Annotated in this window: 23 protein-coding genes; 22 read left to right on the forward strand and 1 reads right to left on the reverse strand. The window is 38.7% G+C overall.

Annotated features, from left to right (window positions below):
* Nucleotides 1–180: 180 nt before the first annotated feature.
* The 11 genes from ACERII_RS22930 (at nt 181) to ACERII_RS22980 (ending at nt 10537) form a co-directional block, all read left to right on the forward strand.
* Nucleotides 181–2472: a S8 family serine peptidase gene (locus ACERII_RS22930; RefSeq protein WP_373645309.1), complete on the forward strand. Its 2292-nt coding sequence runs from the start codon at nt 181–183 to the stop codon at nt 2470–2472.
* A gap of 558 nt (nt 2473–3030) precedes the next feature.
* A complete protein-coding gene (locus ACERII_RS22935) occupies nt 3031–3261 on the forward strand; it encodes an AtpZ/AtpI family protein (protein ID WP_373645310.1) in 231 nt (76 codons plus the stop codon).
* Complete coding sequence (locus tag ACERII_RS22940; RefSeq protein ID WP_373645311.1) at nt 3261–3641, forward strand: ATP synthase subunit I; 381 nt, start codon at nt 3261–3263, stop codon at nt 3639–3641. Before ACERII_RS22935 ends, ACERII_RS22940 begins: the two co-directional genes overlap by 1 nt.
* 56 nt (nt 3642–3697) lie before the next feature.
* Entirely contained in the window at nt 3698–4423 is a 726-nt protein-coding gene (gene atpB / locus ACERII_RS22945) for a F0F1 ATP synthase subunit A (RefSeq protein WP_373645312.1), read from the forward strand.
* A gap of 131 nt (nt 4424–4554) precedes the next feature.
* On the forward strand, nt 4555–4770 hold the full coding sequence (atpE, locus tag ACERII_RS22950; protein WP_373645313.1) for a F0F1 ATP synthase subunit C: 216 nt from the start codon (nt 4555–4557) through the stop codon (nt 4768–4770).
* Between the two features lie 247 nt (nt 4771–5017).
* Nucleotides 5018–5449: a F0F1 ATP synthase subunit B gene (gene atpF, locus ACERII_RS22955; RefSeq protein WP_373645350.1), complete on the forward strand. Its 432-nt coding sequence runs from the start codon at nt 5018–5020 to the stop codon at nt 5447–5449.
* The gene (locus ACERII_RS22960) at nt 5446–6000 is read left to right on the forward strand and encodes a F0F1 ATP synthase subunit delta (protein WP_373645314.1); all 555 of its coding nucleotides are present in this window, start codon (nt 5446–5448) and stop codon (nt 5998–6000) included. Before atpF ends, ACERII_RS22960 begins: the two co-directional genes overlap by 4 nt.
* A gap of 11 nt (nt 6001–6011) precedes the next feature.
* Nucleotides 6012–7517, forward strand: coding sequence for a F0F1 ATP synthase subunit alpha (gene atpA, locus ACERII_RS22965; RefSeq protein ID WP_373645315.1), 1506 nt, complete (start codon nt 6012–6014; stop codon nt 7515–7517).
* A gap of 102 nt (nt 7518–7619) precedes the next feature.
* Nucleotides 7620–8498, forward strand: a complete 879-nt coding sequence (gene atpG / locus ACERII_RS22970; RefSeq protein WP_373645316.1) for an ATP synthase F1 subunit gamma — start codon at nt 7620–7622, stop codon at nt 8496–8498.
* Nucleotides 8499–8578: 80 nt separating this feature from the next.
* Nucleotides 8579–9991, forward strand: coding sequence for a F0F1 ATP synthase subunit beta (gene atpD, locus ACERII_RS22975; RefSeq protein ID WP_373645317.1), 1413 nt, complete (start codon nt 8579–8581; stop codon nt 9989–9991).
* Between the two features lie 144 nt (nt 9992–10135).
* Nucleotides 10136–10537 carry a F0F1 ATP synthase subunit epsilon gene (locus ACERII_RS22980; protein WP_373645351.1) on the forward strand — a complete coding sequence of 134 codons (402 nt, stop codon included), beginning with the start codon at nt 10136–10138 and terminating at the stop codon, nt 10535–10537.
* 1123 nt (nt 10538–11660) lie between these two features.
* Here the strand turns inward: ACERII_RS22980 and ACERII_RS22985 are convergent.
* Entirely contained in the window at nt 11661–12209 is a 549-nt protein-coding gene (locus ACERII_RS22985; RefSeq protein WP_373645318.1) for a transposase, read from the reverse strand.
* A 1439-nt stretch (nt 12210–13648) separates the two neighbouring features.
* Between ACERII_RS22985 and ACERII_RS22990 the strand changes: the two genes are divergently transcribed.
* The 11 genes from ACERII_RS22990 to ACERII_RS23040 all read left to right on the forward strand — a co-directional run bounded on the left by ACERII_RS22990 (nt 13649) and on the right by ACERII_RS23040 (nt 23431).
* Nucleotides 13649–14020 (forward strand): NADH-quinone oxidoreductase subunit A, encoded by a 372-nt coding sequence (locus ACERII_RS22990; protein WP_373645319.1) that lies wholly within the window; start codon nt 13649–13651, stop codon nt 14018–14020.
* Nucleotides 14011–14538: a NuoB/complex I 20 kDa subunit family protein gene (locus ACERII_RS22995; protein WP_373645320.1), complete on the forward strand. Its 528-nt coding sequence runs from the start codon at nt 14011–14013 to the stop codon at nt 14536–14538. Before ACERII_RS22990 ends, ACERII_RS22995 begins: the two co-directional genes overlap by 10 nt.
* Nucleotides 14535–15068, forward strand: coding sequence for an NADH-quinone oxidoreductase subunit C (locus tag ACERII_RS23000; RefSeq protein WP_373645321.1), 534 nt, complete (start codon nt 14535–14537; stop codon nt 15066–15068). The genes ACERII_RS22995 and ACERII_RS23000 overlap by 4 nt, the downstream gene beginning before the upstream one ends.
* A gap of 15 nt (nt 15069–15083) precedes the next feature.
* Nucleotides 15084–16193: an NADH-quinone oxidoreductase subunit D gene (locus ACERII_RS23005; RefSeq protein WP_373645322.1), complete on the forward strand. Its 1110-nt coding sequence runs from the start codon at nt 15084–15086 to the stop codon at nt 16191–16193.
* On the forward strand, nt 16193–17155 hold the full coding sequence (gene nuoH, locus ACERII_RS23010; protein WP_373645323.1) for an NADH-quinone oxidoreductase subunit NuoH: 963 nt from the start codon (nt 16193–16195) through the stop codon (nt 17153–17155). Before ACERII_RS23005 ends, nuoH begins: the two co-directional genes overlap by 1 nt.
* A 1-nt stretch (nt 17156) precedes the next feature.
* Complete coding sequence (locus ACERII_RS23015) at nt 17157–17612, forward strand: NuoI/complex I 23 kDa subunit family protein (RefSeq protein WP_373645324.1); 456 nt, start codon at nt 17157–17159, stop codon at nt 17610–17612.
* On the forward strand, nt 17609–18112 hold the full coding sequence (locus ACERII_RS23020; protein WP_373645325.1) for an NADH-quinone oxidoreductase subunit J family protein: 504 nt from the start codon (nt 17609–17611) through the stop codon (nt 18110–18112). The genes ACERII_RS23015 and ACERII_RS23020 overlap by 4 nt, the downstream gene beginning before the upstream one ends.
* A 1-nt stretch (nt 18113) precedes the next feature.
* Nucleotides 18114–18422 carry an NADH-quinone oxidoreductase subunit NuoK gene (gene nuoK / locus ACERII_RS23025; protein ID WP_373645326.1) on the forward strand — a complete coding sequence of 103 codons (309 nt, stop codon included), beginning with the start codon at nt 18114–18116 and terminating at the stop codon, nt 18420–18422.
* Nucleotides 18423–18537: 115 nt separating this feature from the next.
* The gene (gene nuoL / locus ACERII_RS23030; protein ID WP_373645327.1) at nt 18538–20397 is read left to right on the forward strand and encodes an NADH-quinone oxidoreductase subunit L; all 1860 of its coding nucleotides are present in this window, start codon (nt 18538–18540) and stop codon (nt 20395–20397) included.
* Entirely contained in the window at nt 20394–21926 is a 1533-nt protein-coding gene (locus ACERII_RS23035) for a complex I subunit 4 family protein (protein ID WP_373645328.1), read from the forward strand. The genes nuoL and ACERII_RS23035 overlap by 4 nt, the downstream gene beginning before the upstream one ends.
* A 5-nt stretch (nt 21927–21931) precedes the next feature.
* Nucleotides 21932–23431: an NADH-quinone oxidoreductase subunit N gene (locus ACERII_RS23040; RefSeq protein ID WP_373645329.1), complete on the forward strand. Its 1500-nt coding sequence runs from the start codon at nt 21932–21934 to the stop codon at nt 23429–23431.
* Nucleotides 23432–24003 lie beyond the last annotated feature (572 nt).

A 24003-nucleotide genomic window follows, 5' to 3' on the forward strand; every position in this document is an offset into this window, starting at 1 on the left:
GAACTTTTGTTCAGGGACCAGGCCTGTGAACATTTCTTGAACATTTATGCTTTTTGGCAAACACCCTCTGAATTCTCTGTATATTTTCTATCTTGCATGAAATGTGGTCGGAAATGGCATGATAAGAAGAAATTACGTAGAGAAGTTACACTTCTATTGGGAGAAAGGGTGATTGGCCATATGTCCAAGACAAGATGGAAAGGTTTCGTTCTTGTCTTACTTATTATTAGTTCTGTTATGAATCCAATGCAGAACATAACAGCTCAGGAGATACAATCAAATCAATCTACGGAAGTGTTTTATCCAGCTAGACCATCCCTTCCTAATGAAGAGGATGAGCCAGCAATATTTATCATTGAAGCGAGAGAAGATAAAGACATAAAGGAAGTACTGGCTGATGTTCAAGGTGCAATTCCGACCATAAAAGTAAGAAAAGTTTTTAAATCACTATATAATGGTTTTTCAGCAGAAGTAAGCAGAAAAGACGCTGGAATGCTAAATAACCTTGAAAGTATTAACAGAGTTGATGAGATTGCCTATTACCAACCATCACTAGATGAAAGTGTTCCATTTATTGGTGGTGAAGAAATTCGCCAATTGTTAGATGAAGATGGAGAACACCTTACAGGAAAAGGTGTAAAAGTAGCCGTAATTGATACAGGTATTGATTACAATCATCCTGATTTAAAAGGAAGTTATCAAGGGGGCTATGATGTCATCGACGAGGACGATGACCCGATGGAAACACAACAAGAACAGGGGATGCCGACACTACACGGAACTCATGTTGCGGGCATAATTGCTGCTAACGGAAGACTCCAAGGAGTTGCTCCTGAGGCAGAAATCTATGCATATCGAACACTAGGTCCTGCTGGAATGGGTACGACAGAGCAAGTTATCTCGGCCATTGAAAAAGCAGTTGAGGATGGAGTAGACATTCTTAACTTGTCTTTAGGTAATACAGTAAATGGACCTGACTGGCCTACAAGTGTAGCTTTGGATAAGGCTGTGGAAAAAGGTGTTATTGCTGTAACCTCAAATGGTAACAGTGGACCTAACCTGTGGACAGTAGGTTCACCAGGTACATCTTCTAAAGCTATTTCTGTAGGGGCATCCACACCACCAATGAGAGTTCCTTATTTAACAACAGGGCCTAACGATGAGAATGAAATTCCGATTCAACCTATGCAACGGGCAAAAGATTGGATATTAAAAAGAGCATATCCACTAGAGTTCGTAGGTTTAGGTAAAGAAGAAGACTATTATCAAAAAAATGTTCAAGGAAAAATCATATTAGCAGAACGAGGACAGATAAGTTTTACATTAAAAGCGAAAGCCGCGCAAAAAGCAGGGGCAGAGGCACTAATTGTATATAATCATACAGATGGCGACTTTGCTGGTATGCTAGAAGAGCAAACCGATTTTCCAGTAGTGAGTGTTTCGAAGGAAGTAGGAGAATCGTTAAAGAAAGACCTTAAAAAAAGGGACATATTCATAAGAACCATTTATAGGGAAGAAGAAGACTTTATGGCACCGTTTAGTTCACGAGGTCCCGTGACACATACATGGGATATAAAGCCTGACATTGTCGCGCCAGGTGTTGCTATTGACAGTACGGTACCAAAAGGATATTTAGATCTAAATGGAACAAGCATGGCTGCCCCACACGTAGCGGGAGCAGCAGCCCTTCTTAAGCAGAAGCATCCAGATTGGGGTCCGGATCAAATAAAAGCAGCATTAATGAATACAGCTAAACCAATCAAGGACAAAGAAGGGGTACTTTATCCACCTCATGTACAAGGGACAGGTAGAATTCAATTAATAGATGCACTAAATTCAAAAACTCTCGTATACCCCGGGTCTCTTACTTTTGGGAAATGGTTAAAGTCAGATAGCCGTTTGGAGAAAACAGTAGAAATTACCATTGAAAATCATTCGGATGTAAGAAAACGATATACAGTAGAACCACCATTTCAGGTTCCTGATGGAATACAATGGAAGGTACCATTTTCTTTATATGTATCTCCTGGAGATAAGAAAACGGTTCCTGTAACGATGGATGTGTTTCCTTCCTTATTCACAGAAGGGATTTATCATGACAATATAAAGGTGAAAAGTTTTGATGAGACGATTGAGATCCCTTATATGTTTTTTGTAGAAGAACCAGACTATCCAAGGATGATGGCGTTTATGTTTGAACAAACCGCAGAGCCTGACACATTCCATTATGAAGTGTATCTTCCAGGTGGAGCAGATGCATTTGGCATCGCATTATATGACCCTGACACCTTTCAATTTATTGACTTTATTGATGTTCAAAAAGACATTGAAAGAGGGATGTTTGAGCAGGACATAAAAGTGGAAGGAATACAACCAGGAATATATAAAGCACTAATTTTTGCAGAAAAAGAAGGACATGAAGATACAGAAGAAAGAGACATTTACATCGGTTCATGGGAAGACTTTGATTAACTAGATCCTCGAAGATATTCTCTCTATAAAGAATGGAGGCTGGGACATAACGAAAGTGTAACATTGAAAATACGAACGATAGGTAACCTTAGCGGAGTATATTTCTGCAGCGAATAGGATACCAAGAATCATTTCGTTCGGATTTCTCTTTGCTGAAAACACTTTTGACCCAGTCTCTGTTTTCATACAGAATAGGTGTATAGCCAGAATGTAAATAGTGTTGATAGGTAGGAAAGAGCCGTAGTGTACAAATTTTTCACTAAAACTACGTTAAAAATGCTGCTTATAATATTTGTAATATTCGAACTTTATTTTTTCTTTAAAAAGTATAGGACACTGCCTATTTTTTATGTATAATAGGAAATGTGTCTGTTATGTGAAAAATGTAGCAAAACTCTGTGAACAAGAAAGCGCTTAACCCTGGTGAATGGCATAAATTTCATGTTGATCAATTCCTAGTAGTAATTGACAGGAACTAAGCTGTATTGGTACGATTACATAGGATATTACGCATGTAAACATAATTCGCTTATAAACCCTAGTAAGGGTGGGAAACCAATGTCTCAGCCACCTAAAATACCCCAAATAGCAAAAATGGTCGGTTTAATGTCTACTATTAGCTCCTATTTTGTTGGCTCCATTCTTCTAGGAGTGTTTGGAGGTAGTTGGTTAGACAATAAATGTAACACAAATGGATTATTTCTTGTCCTAGGTGCAATAGTAGGGATGGGGGCAGCGATTACTGGGATATACTTTGCTGTGCGTAAATTTATGGGAGAAGAATCTTAATGATGGAATTTCATGCAATAGCTAAAAGGTATACCTTTGTAACGATAGGGATTATTCTAGTATTTCTTATATTAGCATTAGTCTTACCAAATAGAACATTCTATATGGGGGTTACATTTGGTGCTAGTTTTAGTTTGTTAAACTTAGTAAATACATATATTCAAGTGAAGAAAATAGGAGAAGTTCTAGAAGGAGAAAAAAAACCTAGTCTTCTTATATTTGGTACGTTAACAAGGATTATTGCTGCTGTAGCTGCTGTAGCCATTGCTTTGCAATTTCCTGAATATTTACAAGTCGAAGGTGTCATTATAGGTTTAGCAATAACCTATTTCATTATATTAATTGAACCTATGTTTCACATTAAAAAATTGAATCAATGACGTACATGAAGAATTGTGTACAACCCTAGAGATGCAAAGAAAAGAGGTGAAAATGGTTGGATAATAAAAAACCAGTAATAGAGCTTTTTGATAACCCGTATTTGAAGGTAGATCTCACAGGAATATTTATGACCACTGTTGTCATGTTAATAGTATTCTTGATTCTCTTCTTCTTGTCGAGGAAAATAAGAATGTATCCGACAGGTGCACAGAATGTAGTAGAATGGTTAGTTCAATTTGTGAAGAACGTTATTAGTTCCTCTATGGATTGGAAGCAAGGGAAGCACTTTGTTGTTCTAGGTGTTACATTAATCTGCTATGTATTCGTAGCAAATATGATAGGTGTTCCGTTTGAACTTGCGACAAAAACCGAGCACTACGTATACTGGCACTCACCAACAGCTGACCCGCTTCTCACAATCTCTTTAGCTGCCTTTATTATCATATTAACGCATTATTATGGTTTAAAACTGAAAGGGCCAAAAGAATATGGGAAGGATTATTTCCGCCCAGTACCATTCTTGTTCCCATTTAAAATTATTGAGGATTTCTCCAATACCCTCACATTAGGAATGCGTCTATATGCTAACGTTTTTGCTAAAGAATTAATTATGGTAATGTTAGTTAAACTTGGAGTAAGTAGTCTTGCATGGGGTATATTCGCATTTATACCACTCGTTCTGTTCCAAGCATTTGGATCATTTATCGGTACACTTCAAGCCTTCATTTTCTGTATGCTGACAATGGTTTACATGTCACATAAAGTTAACGAAGAACATTAAAGTCATACGATTAATAAAAAATCGTATCACTTAACAAAGCTTTTATCACTCTTGGTAATTTTGCTCTTATTTTTTTTAGAGCGTTACAAATAAAACAAATAATGAATGGGACTTAAAGGAGGATATTTATCATGGAATTTCTTTCAGTAGCAATAGTTGCAAGTATCGCTGCAGTAGCAGGTGCATTTGGTGTAGCAATCGTAGTACGTAGTGTAGTTCAAGGTGTAACTCGTCAACCAGAAATGAGAGGGCCACTTCAAACACTTTTATTCATTGGTGCTCCATTAGTAGAGGCGATTCCTATCTTTGCAATCGTTATTGCCTTCATGTTATTAGGTAATCTATAAGTAACACATGAAATGATATTATGGCGGAGAACGTTACATACTTAATCTTCGCCATTCCTTTTATGTAAAAAATCGATACATGTCCTTCTAGGAAAATATATTTTTTGAATAGCATGTACTCGTTCTTACCACATTTTAATGTGTTTTTCTTATTATTACTGTTATGAAGGGGGCGAAATCGTTGTTTGAGTTACATGATATTGCATGGATAAATGCAGGTTATCAGCTATTAGCATTTTTGGTTCTCATGTTGATACTTAAAAAGTTTGCGCTTGGACCTATCATTAATATGATGGAAAAGCGTGAAGTTCATATCGCTGATCAAATTAAATCTGCAGAAAGTAACCGTAAAGAAGCAGAAAAATATTTAGCGGAGCAACGGGAAGCCATTCAAGATGCCCGTCGTGAAGCAAAAGAAATAGTTGAAAATACGAAGAAATTTAGTGAGCAACAAGCAGAAGAAATCCTTGCAACTGCGAGAAAAGAAGCGGAACGCTTAAAAGAAACTGCCGTTGCGGAAATAAATCAAGAAAAAGAACAAGCTATCTCCGCTCTTCGTGAGCAAGTTTCTACCTTGTCTATCCTTGTGGCATCCAAAGTGATTGAAAGAGAGTTGGATGAAAAGGAACAAGAAAAGCTCATCCAAGAAACTCTTAGAGAAGTGGGCGAAGAGCTATGAGAAGACATCCAGTAGGTTTTCGATATGCGAGCGCACTATTTGAACATGCACAGGAAAACTACCTATTAGATTCAATAGAACAAGAACTAAGTGATGTTTCACAAGTATTTCAAGCTACGAACCTTCTTGACGAAGTGTTTAATCATCCTAAGATGACATCTGAGGAGAAGAAGAAAATTGTTAGAGAAAGCTTTTCGTCGAAAGTAAGTGATGTTGTAGTTAATCTTCTACTACTCTTAATTGATAATAGAAGAGAATCCGTATTCTTCTCCATTGTGGAGGATTATAAAAAGTTAGCGAACGAAGCAAAAGGAATTGCAGAAGCTACAGTTTACACTGCAAAGGCCTTATCAGATGATGAAAAGGAAGCTGTTGCCCAAGTCTTTTCGATAAAGACTGGTAAACAAAAACTTCTCATCAATAATATCGTAGACAAAGAAATCATTGGCGGATTAAAAGTGAGAGTCGGAGATAGTGTCTATGATGGAACTGTTGCAAGTCAATTAGAACGCATACAAAAGCGTATGATATATGGGAACGTTAGCAGATAGGGGTGAACGTAATGAGCATCAGAGCCGATGAGATCAGCTCTTTAATAAAAAAACAGATTGAAGGATATCAATCTGAAATTGAAGTGAACGATGTTGGAACCGTCATCCGCGTAGGGGATGGAATTGCCGTTGCTCACGGTCTCGAAAACGTTATGGCTGGTGAGCTTTTAGAATTTTCTAACGGTGTTATGGGTATGGCACAAAACCTTGAAGAAAACACTGTTGGTATTATTATTCTTGGTCCTTACACAGACATTCGTGAAGGAGACGAAGTTCGTCGAACTGGCCGTATCATGGAGGTTCCAGTAGGTGAACAATTACTAGGACGTGTAGTTAACTCATTAGGTCAGCCATTAGATGGTCAAGGTCCAATTGAGACAACAAAAACTCGTCCTATTGAAGCGCCAGCACCAGGAGTAATGGATCGTAAATCAGTACACGAGCCATTACAAACAGGGATTAAATCTATTGATGCTTTAATTCCAATTGGTCGTGGTCAACGTGAGTTAATTATCGGTGACCGTCAAACTGGTAAAACAGCGATCGCTATTGATACAATTATTAATCAAAAAGATCAAGATATGGTTTGTATTTATGTAGCAATCGGACAAAAAGAATCAACTGTGGCAGGCGTAGTAGAAACATTACGTCAACACGGTGCATTAGATTATACAATTGTTGTTACAGCAAGCGCATCTCAACCAGCACCGTTATTATTCCTAGCGCCATATGCTGGGGTAACTATGGGTGAGGAGTTCATGTATAACGGAAAGCACGTTCTTGTTATTTATGATGACTTAACAAAACAGGCATCTGCATACCGTGAGCTTTCGTTATTACTTCGTCGTCCTCCAGGTCGTGAAGCATATCCAGGGGATGTATTCTACTTACACTCCCGTTTATTAGAGCGTGCTGCAAAGCTTAGTGATGCGAAAGGTGCTGGTTCCTTAACAGCATTACCATTCATTGAGACACAAGCAGGGGATATTTCAGCATATATTCCAACAAACGTTATTTCCATCACAGATGGACAAATTTTCTTACAATCTAACTTATTCTTCTCGGGTATTCGCCCTGCCATTGATGCAGGTCTTTCAGTATCCCGTGTAGGTGGTTCTGCACAAATCAAAGCAATGAAAAAAGTAGCAGGTACGTTACGTCTAGATTTAGCTTCGTATCGTGAACTAGAAGCATTCGCTCAATTTGGTTCGGATTTAGATAAAGCGACACAAGCGAAACTAAACCGTGGTGCCCGTACTGTAGAAGTATTAAAACAAGGTTTACACCAACCACTTGCTGTAGAAAAACAAGTTATTATTCTTTTTGCTTTAACGAAAGGTTTATTAGATGACATTAAAGTAGATGAAATTCAACGCTTTGAAGCAGAATTATTTAGCTTCCTAGAACATAATAACCGTGAACTTCTTGATGAAATCAAGAACACTGGTAACCTTCCTGATGAAGGTGAAATGAGAAAAGCGATTGAAACTTTCAAACAAACATTTACGGAAGCATAAAAGATAGAAATGACGAATGAAAATATAAAAGGTTGGGGAAAAGGTAGTATGAATTAATTCTCCTCCCTTTTAGAAGTTCGTTAATAAAGGTGGTGAACAACGGTGGCATCATTAAGAGATATAAAATCAAGAATCGGATCGACGAAGAAAACAAAACAAATTACGAAGGCGATGCAAATGGTTTCTGCAGCGAAACTAAATCGCGCACAATCAAAAGCAACTTCCTTCGTACCATATACTGAAAAAATTCGTGAGGTTGTAGCAAGTATTGCGTCTGGTACTGAAACGAATGTCACTCACCCAATGCTCGAAGCTCGGAGTGAGGTAAAAAAGACGGCATATATTATTATCACCTCGGATCGTGGATTATGTGGTGCTTATAACGCAGGGCTACTTCGTAAAACGATGCAAATTATTAATGAACGACACGAATCTCCGAATGAGTACGGAATCATTGTAATGGGTCGTATAGGTCGTGATTTTTTCAAAAAACGCGGTATGCCTATATATCAAGAAATCATCGGATTACAAGATCAGCCTGAATATGCAGAAATCAAAAACATAGCTTCTACAACGATTGATATGTTTACCGACGGCATATTCGATGAGATTTATGTTCACTATAACCACTTCGTGAGTGCCATTAGTCAACAAGTTCAAGAAACAAAGCTTTTGCCACTAAATGAGTTTTCATCCGATAATGAAGAAGACACTGGGAACAACTTAGAGTATATTTATGAGCCAAATGCAGAAGTGATTTTAGAACAATTGCTACCACACTACGCAGAGAGTCTTATTTACGGAGCATTACTCGACGCAAAAGCAAGTGAATTCGGAGCTCGTATGACAGCGATGAGTGCTGCAACGGATAACGCATCATCGAGAATTGATGAATTAACGTTAGTATATAACCGTGCAAGACAAGCGGCCATCACACAAGAGATTAATGAAATTGTTGGTGGAGCTTCCGCACTTAATTAGAATAAGGCTTGTAAAAATAAGGCAAGAATTTTTACAACCTAACAAGAATTGTGTCATTTAGGAAGTAAGGAGGAAAGAAGATGAATAAAGGAAGCGTCACTCAAGTAATGGGTCCGGTTGTAGACATTCGTTTTAACCGTGGTGAATTACCTGAGATCTATAACGCATTAACTGTACAAAAACAAGCCCAATCTTCAGGTGAAGTTGACGTGAACCTTACGTTGGAAGTAGCTCTCCACTTAGGAGATGATACTGTTCGAACGATCGCTATGTCCTCTACTGACGGCCTTGTAAGAGGAATGGAAGTAGTAGATACAGGAAGCCCGATTTCTGTACCTGTAGGAGACGATACACTTGGTCGTGTTTTCAACGTATTAGGTGAGAATATTGACTTAGACGCGCCACTTTCAGCAGGAGTTAAGCGTGATCCTATACACCGTCAAGCTCCAGTGTATGAAGAATTATCTACTGAAACGGAAATTCTTGAAACTGGAATAAAAGTAGTAGACTTATTAGCACCATATATTAAAGGTGGAAAAATCGGTCTATTTGGTGGTGCGGGTGTAGGTAAAACCGTATTAATTCAGGAATTAATCAACAACATCGCGCAAGAGCACGGTGGTATCTCTGTATTCGCTGGTGTTGGTGAGCGTACTCGTGAAGGAAACGACCTTTACTTTGAGATGAAAGATTCAGGCGTTATCAATAAAACAGCAATGGTTTTCGGTCAAATGAATGAGCCTCCTGGAGCACGTATGCGTGTTGCCTTAACTGGTTTAACAATGGCTGAACACTTCCGTGATGAAAAAGGTGCAGACGTACTTCTTTTCATCGATAATATTTTCCGTTTCACACAAGCAGGTGGCGAGGTATCTGCCCTTTTAGGACGTATGCCTTCAGCCGTAGGTTACCAACCTACATTAGCTACGGAAATGGGTCAACTTCAAGAGCGTATTACATCGACGAAAAAAGGTTCGGTTACGTCAATCCAAGCGATTTACGTACCAGCCGATGACTATACTGACCCAGCACCAGCAACAACGTTTGCTCACTTAGATGCAACTACAAACTTAGAGCGTAAACTTTCTGAGATGGGTATTTACCCTGCGGTGGATCCATTAGCTTCAACTTCACGCGCATTATCTCCAGAAATCGTAGGAGAAGAGCACTATTCCATTGCTCGTCAAGTACAGCAAACACTTCAAAAATATAAAGAACTTCAAGATATCATCGCCATCTTAGGGATGGATGAGTTATCAGAAGAAGATAAACTTACTGTACACCGTGCCCGTCGTATTCAGTTCTTCCTTTCTCAAAACTTCCACGTGGCGGAGCAATTTACGGGTCAACCAGGTTCTTATGTACCGGTAAAAGAAACAATTCAAGGATTTAAAGAAATCATCGAAGGTAAGTACGATGATCTTCCTGAAGATGCTTTCCGTCTCGTTGGTAGGATTGAAGAAGTTGTAGAGAAAGCGAAGCAAATGCAATAAGAAGCGTCTAGTGGTTAGTGAATAGTGGTTAGGAATATATTGAGGATATAGCTTTACAGCTTGTAAATACCTTCAAACCCCTAACCAACTAACACCTAACCAACTATGTTAAGCTTCGTTTAAGGAGGGTGAACCGTGAAGACGATGCAAGCAAATGTCGTCACTCCTGATGGCAGCGTATTCGAAGCACAAGTAGAAATGGTTAGCGTGAAAACTACGGAGGGTGAATTGGGGATATTACCTATGCACTTACCTTTAGTTACGCCCCTTACTATCGGTGCAGTACGAATTAAAAAGGATTCTAAGGTTCAGCTCATTGCTGTCAGTGGCGGTTTTATGGAAGTTCGCCCTGACGAAGTTAACATTCTAGCTGAATCAGCTGAGTTACCGTCAGACATTGATATATCCAGAGCACGTGCTGCAAAAGAACGTGCTGAGCGTCGCCTAGAGCAAGCGAAAAAAGATCACGTTGATTTCCGCCGTGCTGAGCTTGCCCTAAAACGTGCTATTAACCGTATCGATGTAGCAGGTGGAGGCGGAAGATAATATAACTACGGCCAGCTAAAATGTTGCCGCAGGAATCTAATTAGATATATAAACTATTGATTACCACCGTTCGGAGAAGCATCTCTGGACGGTTTTTTTATGTTTTGGTGGGGGAAGGACCAAGGTTTAATGCTAGGGGATGTTGGGGGGATATCACATAAAAAAAGTGACTAGGTCATCTGGTAGTGCCTACGAAAAGACCAGGTTAAACCCATGAGCATGCGAGAGAATGAGAGAGGTTTTGACTAGGTCATCTGGTAGGCACTACCATGGTAGCGCCTACGAAAAGCCCAGGTTAAATCCGTGAGCATGCGAGAGCAAGAGTGAGATTTCGACTAGGTCATCTGGTAGGCACTACCGTGGTAGCGCGTACGAAAAGCCCAGGTTAAATCCGAGAGCAAACGAGAGAATGAAAGAGATTTTGACTAGGTCATCTGGTAGGCACTACCATGGTAGCGCCTACGAAGAGACCAGGTTAAATCCGTGAGTAAACGTGAGAAAGAGAGAGGTTTTGACTAGGTCATCTGGTAGGCACTACCGAGGTAGCGCCTACAAAAAGACCAGGTTAAATCCGTGAGTAAACGAGAGAAAGAGAGAGATTTTGACTAGGTCATCTGGTAGGCACTACCGAGGTAGCGCCTACAAAAAGACCAGGTTAAATCCGTGAGCATGCGAGAGCATGAGGGAGATTTTGACTAGGTCATCTGGTAGGTACTACCGTGGTAGCGCCTACGAAAAGACCAGGTTAAATCCGTGAGTAAACGAGAGAAAGAGAGAGATTTTGACTAGGTCATCTGGTAGGCACTACCGTGGTAGCGCCTACGAAAAGACCAGGTTAAATCCGTGAGTAAACGTGAGAAAGAGAGAGATTTTGACTAGGTCATCTGGTAGGCACTACCGTGGTAGCGCCTACCAAAAGACCAGGTTAAATCCGTGAGTAAACGAGAGAAAGAGAGAGATTTTGACTAGGTCATTTGGTAGGCACTACCGATGTAGCGCCTACGAAAAGACCAGGTTAAATCCGTGAGTAAACGTGAGAAAGAGAGAGATTTTGACTAGGTCATCTGGTAGGCACTACCGAGGTAGCGCCTATACCTCCTCAACTAACAATATATAGGGTAGATTACTTATTACACCAATCAATAAATTGCTGCTTTTGATTAATTTCTGTACCATGGAATTTGTTAAGAATAGTAGAAATGTTTAAATATTGTGGAAGTTGGTCAAGATTTTTTGGTGAGTAAAACTTGGCACTACTCCAATGATACAAAGATGCATTTTTGACAAGTTTTGCTTCAATAGGATTAAAGTGTATATACCTTGTTAAATTAAGTTTACCTCGTTCATTTGTTACTGGTAAAGCAGTATATCTGTTTTCAAACACTCTGCCTTTATAATTATATTGGTGATTGAAATACCTAGCATAATACTTATTAATGTATTCCATTATTCTAGGGATCGAATTATCTTCAGAGAAAATATGAAGGTGATAGTGGTTTTTCATGAGGCAATATGAACAAAGGTAAAATGAATACTTACTATGTGCTTTCTGGAGCAGGGATAAGAAATATTCGTAGTCTTCATTACGTTTGAATAAAGGTTCTTTTCGTATTCCGCGATTTAATACGTGATAATGTGTATCAGGCATCCATATTCTTTTCTTGTAGCCCATAATTTTGATCACTTCCTTTTGAGGATTAGGTTTGTGAAATAAAGGGGATTGTTGAGGTATCATTATGAAATTAGTATACAAGATAATAACACAAGACTCTATTAATCTTTGTCTTCATTTTAGATTACGAAATATGAATCAACTTCACCTTCCTAGTATTTAAAGAAACTACAAATAGAAATCAAAACAACTTCTCCTAATTATAATAAAGAATATTCTATTTTGATCACTTCCTTTTGAGGATTAGGTTTGAGAGTAAAGGGGATTGTTGAGGTGTCATTATGAAAATAGTATACAAGATTTTAACACAAGATTCTATTAATTTTTGTCTACATTTTAAATTACGAAATAGGAATCATCTACATCTTCCTAGTGTTTAATGAAACTACAATTTGAAACCTAAACAACTTTTCCTAATTATAAAAAAGAATATGCTATTTTTTTCACAAAAAATAAAAGAAATATTTGTGAAATTGGAAACATTTTATTAAAATTAGTATATGGATGCATAATTCTAGGTTTTTGCGAATGAAATGTACTATATGGACTTGTTTTTTTCACTCGCGCAATAAAAAGTCCTTATTCCTATTTATGCATGAACCATATAAGACTTTGAAACATACCTACATAAAAAAGGGAGGAATGTTTATTGCCCCAAACTTAATAAGGATAAAGTGAAACACCTCAGCACGTTATTATTGAAAAATATCTTTTATTTCAAAACTCAGTTAAATGTCTGACAGCATTTGAAAAACTATCTCCATCAAAAACAATCAAATCTTATTAAGATTACTGATCCTGCCATCTTGTATTATTTAAGTTATCGTTAAAAAAGCGACTCAAATAAACACATTCACCAAAAAATATTTCAAAATCTATCATCATAAACAATAAATTAATTCCGAACTATCTAGGTAACAATTAAAAGAAATATTTTATAAAAAATCAATTCATCATCTTTATATGGTAACTTTAATTTACATTTTGAACAAAAATGTTTGTCAACTGAACTGTTATATCGAAAATGAAGAATCTGTTATAGTCCAGTTGATGGAATATCCTTCTAGGTGAGCAAAAACAAAGCTCTGTTTTTCCAATAAAATATAAGGATTATTACCACGTATATTTACTGGTTATTTAGGATAAAATCTACCAAAAATTAAACAGTCCTAATTTTTAACAGAAACACATGTAGAAGATTATAAAGTTTAACAATTCTGAATTTGTAATAACTCTAATTAAGCGGAGCTTTATAGAAAGCAGCAAAGCCTATCGTACCAACGTTCTTGAGAAAAGAATTTTAGTAAACAATATTATTAACTTAGTAAACGTATCAAATTGAGAATTCAGAATAATATAGACATTAATTTCAACGCTTTGTTATAATTTTAGTGGGTACAGTATTAAAACAGATTTACTAAATGGAGGGGAGTGAATATATGGGGCTGGGAGTCTATTTTGACAACTATATTTATGTGTTATTGTTTATGCTTTTAGGTGTTGCACTTCCAGTGGCGGCGCTTACATTCGGTCGTTTTGTTCGACCAAGTAACCCGTACGCCAAAAAACTAACAACGTATGAAAGTGGAATTGAACCAACCGGAGATGCTCAAGTAAGATATCACGTTGCTTACTATATCGTAGCACTCGAGTTCGTCATCTTTGACGTTGAAACCGTTTTCTTATACCCTTGGGCTGTTGCACTAGGAGAGCTCGGTTGGGTAGGTCTTAACACAGGATTGATCTTTATAGGGATACTGGGATTAGGACTTGCATATTCTTGGAAAAAGAAGGTGCTAGAATGGAACTAAAAGGATTTCGAGATACGGAACAATATGATCCTCGTGTCCTCGAGGACGTAAAGCGTAGTGTATTTTTTACAAAGGTCGAACAACTAAAGGCATGGTCACGTACTACGTCACTTTGGCCATTAAGTTTCGGTCTCGCTTGCTGTGCAATTGAAATGATGGGTACAGGTGCAGCAAGATATGACTTTGACCGTTTCGGTGTAATCTTCCGTGCTTCCCCACGTCACTCTGACGTAATGATTGTAGCAGGAACAGTTACATCAAAAATGGCACCAGTTCTTCGTACTCTATACGATCAAATGCCAGAACCAAGGTACGTTATTTCAATGGGATCCTGTGCTACATGTGGTGGACCTTATAAAGAGGCCTACAGTGTGGTGAATGGAGTTGACAAAGTTGTGCCTGTGGATGTTTATGTACCAGGCTGTCCTCCAACGCCTCCAGCCTTATTGGACGGTGTTGAACTGCTTCGTGAAAAGATTCGTCGTGAAGCAAAAGGAGAGAAGGTGGGTCAAGAATGAGTCAAGAGCTCTTAAATACGATAGTTGAAAAAGTAAATAAAACTGTTGGAAAAGAAGTTCTATTTTTCAAACCTGCTGAGGATGAGGAACAAACAGAGGAAAAAGAAGAAGTAGAAGAAACAGCAAAGCTTAATTTTGGCAAGCCTATGATTATCTTAGATTCCGGAGATTGGAATCTTACGCTTGCAAAAATGCTGCGAGATGACTCTGATTTAGGCTTTGATTTCCTCTCTTGTGTAACAGGTGTTGACTATGATGAACATATGGAAGTTATTTATAACCTCTACAATTCAGAAAAAATTTATTATCTATATGTAAAAGTAAAAACACCAAGGGAGAAAGCTTCTGTAGTATCTGTGGAATCTGTTTGGAAGTCTGCAGATTATATGGAACGAGAAATTTATGATCTACTCGGAATTGATTTCCCTGGTCATTGGAACTTAAAGCGTATCTTGCTACAAGACGAGTGGGAAGGTCATCCTCTCAGAAAAGACTATGTAACAGATAAAAAAGCGCTAGGATTGGATTAGGGGGGTGCTGAACGGATGTCAATAAAAACGGAAACGATGACATTAAACATGGGTCCACAACACCCTAGTACACACGGCGTTTTTCGTTTGCTCGTGGAAGTAGATGGGGAGACGATTACAAAAGCGGAGCCAATCATGGGGTATTTACATCGTGGATCGGAGAAACTTGCAGAACGCTTTCTTTATACACAGTTTATTCCGTATACAGATAGACTCGATTATATGAATGCGATGACGAACAACTACGTATACTGTTCCGCAATTGAGAGATTACTCGAATGGGAAGTTCCGGAGCGAGCAGAATACTTACGAGTTATCGTGATGGAGCTAAACAGAATCGCTAGTCACCTTGTTTGGTGGGGAACGTATTTGTTAGATATTGGAGCATTAAGTCCTTTCTTATATGCATTCCGTGATCGTGACCACTGTCTTGACTTATTAAATGAAATCAGTGGTGCTCGAATGACCTTTAACTATGTCCGTATTGGCGGAGTGAAGTGGGATGCTCCAGAGGGATGGGTTGATCGAGTGAAAGAAAAGGTGAAAGTGCTTCGTGAAAATATTAACGAGTACGATACCCTTGTAACTGGAAATGAAATCTTCCAATCTCGAACGATCGGTGTTGGAAAACTATCAAAAGAACAAATATTAGATTGGGGAATATCTGGCCCTCTTGCACGTGCGAGCGGTTTGAAGATGGATGTAAGAAAAGATGAGCCTTACTCTGTTTACGATCGATTTGATTTCGATATACCTACTCGTGAAGAAGGGGATGTGTATGCCCGCTATAAAGTAAGAATTGATGAGCTTTATGAATCATTAAAAATCATTGAGCAAGCTTGTGAGCAAATTCCAGATGGAGATATCATCACGAAAAAAGGACAACGAATCATGATGATTAAACCACCTGCAGGGGAAGCATACACAAGAGCGGAAGCATCCAAAGGAGAAATTGGTGTTTATGCGATTAGTAACGGAAAAAATAAGCCGTACCGTATAAAGTTACGACGACCTTCCTTTGTAAACGTAGCAATACTTCAAGATTTATTAGTAGGACAAAATATTCAAAACCTCGTTGCGATATTCGGAAGTCTTGACATCGTATTAGGGGAGGTGGATGCATAATGGACACACTTATGATGTTTCTTTATGCAGTTGCCGTTTTAGGAGCACTCTTAGGTGCCGTTACATACGCTATTCTCTTTGAGCGTAAAGTTATCGGATATATGCAAATTCGTAATGGTCCAAACCGTCACGGTCCATGGGGGTTGTTCCAAACAATCGCAGACGTTACGAAGCTTTTAATGAAGGAAGACATCATTCCTACAGCAGCAGATAAAAAAATATTTGTGCTTGCTCCAGTTATTGCATTCGCACCAGCTTTTACTGTTTTTGCTGTTATTTCTTGGAGTGATACTATCTATGCAGCTGACCTAAACATTGGAGTTCTTTATTTCTTAGGGGTTTCTTCCATGACAATGTTAGGTGTGTTAATGGGTGGTTGGAGTTCCAACAATAAGTATTCCCTATTAGGTGCGATTCGTGGGGTTGCACAAATGATAAGTTATGAACTTCCACTTGTTTTATCTGTATTGGGGATTGTTATTTTAGTAGGTTCTTTGAATTTAAGGGATATAGTTTACTTCCAAGCTGAGATCGGATTATGGTTTATTATTCCGCAGTTCCTAGCATTTGTCATCTATATCATCTCTGCAATTGCGGAGTTGAACCGTTCACCATTTGACTTGCCAGAGGCAGAATCAGAGCTTGTTTCAGGTTACCATACGGAATATACTGGTTTTCGCTATGCCTTCTTCATGCTAGCGGAGTACACATACGCAATTGCAATTTCGGCATTTGCTACAACCTTATTCTTAGGTGGTTGGTTAGGACCAGCCTTTTTACCAGGAGTTGCATGGTTCCTATTGAAAATGTGTTTGTTCATGTTCTTATGGTTCTGGCTGCGGGCTACGTTGCCACGTGCAAGAGTAGATCATTTGATGCAGTTTGGTTGGAAGGTGCTCATCCCGTTAGCGTTACTGAACATTGTAATAACAGCGATAATTAAAGTGTGGATGGGGTGGTAGAATGTTTCGATTATTAAAAGGCTTCGGCGTAACATTTAATTATTTTAGGAAGAAAAAAATCACCATCCAATACCCTGATGAAAAAGTAGTAATGCCAGAACGCTTCCGGGGTATTCATCGTTTTTTTCCTGACAAATGTATTGTTTGTAATTTATGTGTTACCGCTTGCCCGACCGATGTTATTACGTTGACGGGGAAAAAATCAGAAGAAAATCCAAAAAAGAAAATCATCGATACGTATAATATTGATTTCCAAGGCTGTATTTTGTGTGATTTCTGTACGGAGGTATGTCCAACAGATGCCATCGTTATGACAGCTCGTTATAACAACTTAAGTTCTTTTAACCGTTCCGAACAATTTAAAGACATTAAGTGGCTCACGGACAATCATGTCTATGGACATTACGAAGAATCAGATCCTGTACCAGAAATGGGAGAAAGAGGTGAACGTAAGTGAATACGCAAATGATCTTCTTTCTCGTCTTTGCAATCATTGCCATTGCATGTGCAGTCCTCGTTATGAAGCTTAGCCGTATTTCACACCGAGTAGTTGCTATGGCGTTCAGTTTCTTTGCAGTAGCAGGTCTCTATTTTCTTTTAGGTGCAGAGTTCATTGGGATCATTCAAATCATCGTCTATGCTGGGGCAGTTACCATATTATTTATATTCGGTATGATGATGACAGAGCATCGTAATGTTACGTTTGGTAGTCATCCTAGAAAAGCCCATAGGGTTCTAAGCTTTTTGGGAGTTGGTACGTTGTTAGGTGTCTTGCTTTATGGAATTCTAAATATGGACCTAGCAACAAAGGAACCAACCATTTACGAAAAAGGCACAGCACATGAAATAGGTCTAGAACTATATGGAAACTACGTTGTTCCATTAATAGGAATGGGCTTCTTGCTTACAGCTGCCCTTATCGGAGCTATCGTTATAGCACGAAAGGAGGCGAAATAATATGGTTTCCATTAATCTATATTTAGCTCTTGCTGCCATATTGTTTTGTATCGGACTATACGGGGTGTTAACGAGACGACATTTAGTTATCGTACTTGCCTCTGTTGAGCTAATGCTAAACGCAGTAAATATCAATCTAGTAGCTTTTTCAAGTATTGGCCCAGTTGTAAATATAACAGGTCAGGTGTTTACACTGTTTGTCATCTCTGTTGCAGCCGCAGAAGTAGCGGTGGGATTGGCAATACTTATTGCTCTCTATCGTAACAAAGGGTCTATTGATGTGATAAAACATGACTTGTTACGTTGGTAGAAAAAGAGAAGCTAACAGACATGATATGTTATCGTAATATCTCAAAGCAAAACAGCAAAGGAAGAGAGAATCGATCTTCTTGCTGCACAAGATTAATAGAGGAAAAGGTGATGGTATGATACAAAATGCCTGGTTAATCCCGGTTTTTCCGCTAATCGCCTTCATCATCCTGTTATTCGTAGGAAGATTTCTTAAAGAAAAGGCGTCCTACGTTGGAATAACAGCCTTGGCCCTATCGTTCATTCTATCGGTATTGGTGTTATTTGAACGAATTGGTGGAGAAACTAGCACATACGTAATAGACTGGATTACGTTCGGTAGCAGCACAATCACAATGGGGTATGAAGTAACTCCATTGAATGCAATGATGCTGATCGTGGTAACCGTTGTAAGTTTATTAGTACACGTATTTTCAAAAGAGTATATGCATGAAGATGATAGAATCCATGTTTTCTATTCTTACTTAGGACTTTTCTCATTTTCTATGCTTGGATTGGTGTTATCACCAAATATTTTACAATTATTTATTTTCTGGGAGTTAGTTGGACTTTGTTCGTTCCTACTCGTAGGTTTCTGGTACTTTAAGCCTGAGGCTGCAGCAGCGGCGAAAAAAGCATTTTTAACTACTCGTATCGGTGACGTTGGTTTACTTATTGGTCTTGTACTTCTATTTAATGCAACTGGAAGCTTTGAATACGGAGCCATTTTCTCTGCAGTAGAAGCTGGACTTGTTAATGACACAATGATCACAGTTATCGCAATCTGTATTTTCCTTGGAGCTGTTGGTAAATCCGCTCAGTTCCCGCTTCATGTGTGGTTGCCTGATGCGATGGAAGGTCCAACGCCAGTATCTGCGTTAATCCATGCTGCTACAATGGTAGCTGCTGGGGTGTACTTAGTTGGTGTAATGTATCCATTATTCCTAGCATCAAGTACTGCGATGACAGTGGTAGCATACACAGGTGCCATAACTGCCATTTTTGCAGCAACAATTGCGCTAGTAAATACAGATATAAAACGTATTTTAGCATATTCAACCATAAGTCAGCTCGGATTTATGATGCTAGCATTAGGAACAGGTGGTTATGTGGCAGGTTTGTTCCACCTCATGACACACGCGTTCTTTAAAGCTCTTCTATTCTTAGGAGCAGGTAGTGTTATCTATGCAGTACATCACCGTCAAGATATAAGAGAAATGGGTGGCCTTTGGAGCAGAATGAAAGTCACTTCCATTACCTTTTTGATCGGTGCATTAGCGATTGCAGGGATTCCGCCATTAGCTGGTTTCTGGAGTAAAGAGGGAGTATTAGCAGCTGCTTGGGAAGGCGGAGATATCTTCCTGTTTACCATTGCAGTGATCACGGCATTTATGACAGCCTTCTATATGTTCCGATTATTCTTTACAGCCTTCACTGGGAAATTCCGTGGAGATCACGAACCACATGAGAATAAGAAGCTTATGACTGTACCTTTATCTGTGTTAGCGTTCTTAGCTATTGTAGCAGGTCTTATTAATACACCATTTGGTCTTGGTCTGGAAAACTTCTTATTACAAGATGTAAATGTTGGCTACCAAGCACACGGAGAGCTTTGGTTAGCAGTTTTATCTATTGCTATAGCAGTAGGGGGTATTGCATTAGCTTGGGCGATGTACTACAAAGGAGCCATCGCGAAGGATACTTTCACTAGCAAGTTTCCTGGAGTACACAAGCTTCTTCTTAATAAATATTATATGGATGAACTTTACGCTAAGGTATTTGTTCAGCCTACGGTCGCTATCGGACGATTCTTTTGGGAATTGGATCGGAATATTGTCGATGGTATCGTAAATTTTGTTGGAGCAACCACTCGTATAACTGGTCGTAGCTTTGCAAAGCGACATGATGGTCAGCTTCAAACATATGGCTTAGTTTCGATCATCGGAGGACTTGTTGTAGTTGCAATTGCCTTCGTCATAAGGGGGTATTTCGGATGATCCCAAACTTATTAACTCTACTTATTTTCTTACCTTTAGTCGGAGCGTTGTTCATCTTGGTTACTCCAAAGGAATATACGAATGCGATTCGGTCTTTAGCAATTGGAACATCGAGTGTTGCGCTTATTCTTTCACTTGTTATCTGGGGGCAATTTGATCGTTCTATATCAGAAATGCAGTTCTTGCATTCTGTACCTTGGTTTGACTTTAATATCGTTCAAATTAACTATTCTGTTGGAATTGACGGATTATCAATGCCGCTTCTTGTTTTAACAACAATCGTAACAACATTGGCGTTATTTGCATCATTGACTATTACGAGCAGGGTAAAAGAATTTTACATTTGGTCGCTTCTCTTGCTCACAGGAATGTTAGGGGTATTCGTATCCTTAGATATGTTCCTTTTCTTCCTATTCTTTGAGTTAACGCTCATTCCAATGTTCTTCATCATTGGGATATGGGGTGGAAAAGAGAAATATTATGCAGCATTTAAATTCTTAGTTTACACAGGGTTAGGTAGTGCGATCATGTTCATCACCTTTATCGTGATCTTCTACTTAGGAGCACAGGCATCGAACTTCTATTACTTAACATTTAACATGTTGGATCTAGCGTACATTTTCGCAAACCCTGATAATCCAGAGGTATTAACTTCCGGTGTAAGGGCAGCGGTATTCTTGTCACTATTTGTTGCTTTCGCGATAAAACTACCAGTTTTCCCATTCCATACGTGGCTTCCAAATGCACACGTAGAGGCACCAACTGCAGCGAGTATGATTTTAGCAGGGGTGTTACTAAAAATGGGTGGTTACGGTTTAATTCGTATTGGTGTAGGGATCTTACCGGATCAGGCAGCACGCTTTGCAATGCTGATCGCTATTTTAGGGGTAATCAACATCGTTTACGGTGCATTACTCGCTCTTGTACAAACGGACTTAAAACGACTAGTTGCATTCTCAAGTATTAGTCACATGGGGATTGTATTACTAGGTATTGCATCCTTTACTGCATCAGGTATGCAAGGGGCAATCTTCCAACTTGTATCACATGGTTTCATTTCTGCATTACTGTTCTTTATGGTCGGAGCTATTTATGAGCGTACGAAAACAAGAACGATTTCGGAGCTTGGTGGATTATCTAAATCCGTACCTATTCTTGCAGGTTTCATGCTTGCCGCAGCAATGGCGTCGGTAGGATTACCAGGACTTTCTGGATTTGTGAGTGAGTTGCTTGCATTTATCGGAATCTTTGGAGCTGATGCGTCGATTCTTCCAGGCGCAAAAGTACTAGGTGTTATCGCAGGTTTAGGTATTATTTTAACAGCTGCATATTTATTATGGGCAATGCAGCGTACTACGTTCGGTCAGTTAGATGAAAAGTACAAAGGGTTATCGGATGCTCGTCCATTGGAGTACATCCCTATGATTGGGCTGTTAGCATTTAGTATTCTCATCGGGGTATATCCGAATATCTTAAGCGACGTTATTAACATTACAGTGATCGACATCTTGTCGAAGATAGGGGGTTAAAGACAATGTATTCAGCTTTTAATGCGGACTGGTCTTTAATGACTCCGGAAATCGTTTTAGCAGCCCTAGCTTTAGTAATTTTCACGCTTGACTTTATGACTGGGATTAAAGGGAAAAAACCGTTCCTTGGACGTCTAAGTATCATCACGTTAATAATAACAGCCGTTCTTGTATTCTTAACAAACAGAACAGGTGGTTCAATAGCAGATGTTTTTGTTGTAGATCCGTTTTCCATGGTATTTAAGCTAATCATTCTCTTTTCTGTCATCATCGTCATTGCCATTAGCTTATATTATCTAGATAAACATGAAGATATTTATCAAGGAGAGTTCTACTCCTTATTGCTCTTTGCTACATTGGGGGCAATGCTCATGGTTTCGTCTGCTGACTTAATTACGTTATTCATCGGACTTGAGTTATTGAGTATTTCCTCCTACTGTTTAGCAGGTTTTAAAAAGCACAATCGAAAATCTACAGAATCAGCTATTAAGTATATCGTCCTAGGTGGAACAGCATCTGCGTTTATTTTATATGGGATGTCCTTCCTTTACGGTTTAACTGGTTCTACTAGCTTAGTTGTAATAGGTCAAAACATTAATACACTATTTGTAGATTTCCCAGTAATAATCAGCGTTAGCTTTCTCTTTATGCTCGTTGGTTTTGGTTTTAAGATTTCCATTGTTCCTTTCCACATGTGGGCACCAGATGTGTACGAAGGTTCACCAACACCAGTTACGGCATTTTTAACAGCTGTTTCAAAAATCGCTGGTTTTGCCTTAGTTCTTCGATTGTTCTATGTAGGAATATTCGGATTTGGTGAAAGAGGTTCTTTACTACCAGATAGTTTATATCATGAATTTTTCATTGTATTAGCGATCATTGCAGCATTGACGATGATCATAGGTAACTTAATCGCCCTTACTCAGCAAAATGTAAAGCGATTAATGGCATACTCAGGTATTGCTCAAGCAGGTTACTTATTCGTTCCAATCGCTGCAACACTTGCACCGTATTTTTCCATGACAATCATAGCATTCTATAGTATTGCCTATGTTGTAATGGTACTAGGTGCTTTTGCGATCATTACATTAGTTACGGAAGATACAGGAAGGGAAGACTTTTCTAGCTTCTCTGGGCTATATAAACGCTCCCCATTTATGGCTATTGCCATGACTGTTTTCCTAGTATCGTTAGCAGGTTTGCCACTTACTGCAGGCTTTGTAGGAAAAGCTTGGATCTTCTTTGGAGCAGTAACTGCTGACATGACTTGGTTGGCTGTCATTATGATTGTTACAAGTGTTATTTCCTTCTATTACTATTTTGGAATAATGAAGCAAATGTTTATGCGAGATCCAAATCCAAATGATGCAGATCTTAAAGTACCAGTTGGAATAACAGTTGCTGTTAGCATTACTTTAGGGATCACAATTATCTTAGGAGTAATGCCAAACTTAATTGTAGATAACTTCTCCCACTTTAATTGGATGTATATGCTTACTAGGTAAAAACTGTTAATTTAAATGACGTACAAAAACATTACTCTCCTATCGAATAGATAGGAGAGTATTTTTTTAAAAAAAGTTAAAGAAGAACATTTTTGGACTTAGATTGTTTTCCAGCTCCAGGCGTCATCGGCTCGTGTCAAATTACCTGCCCGATTTACAAACCAACAAAGTTAGTATAACTAGATAGTCTTAAACGCTTATTTTCAGGATAGAATTCCATGCATAAGGAATTTGTAACCTGGAGGATGAATACATTATTAGAGATTTAGGAACATCAACTATCTAAATTGAGCGCGCGTCCACGAACTCCTGTGGGAAGGAGTGCAAAGGCAAAGCTCGATGCCGGAGAGCTCCTGACGGAAAGGAGCAGACAGAAGCGAATAGGATACGAAAAAAGTTACTTATCAACACAAGTATTTTCAGGGAATAGACTTTAAAGTAATTACTCCAAAAATGAAAAAACAAGTTTATATTCACTTTTAATGGGATAAAGGATATTTAATCACTAGAAAAGTGTAAAAAGCGCTTTCTTCCCTACATTCGTGAAATTATTACAAATACTTTATGCAAAA

Origin of the sequence: Evansella sp. AB-rgal1 (assembly GCF_041820985.1) — a bacterium.
In the GTDB taxonomy this organism is placed as follows: Bacteria; Bacillota; Bacilli; order Bacillales; family Salisediminibacteriaceae; genus Evansella.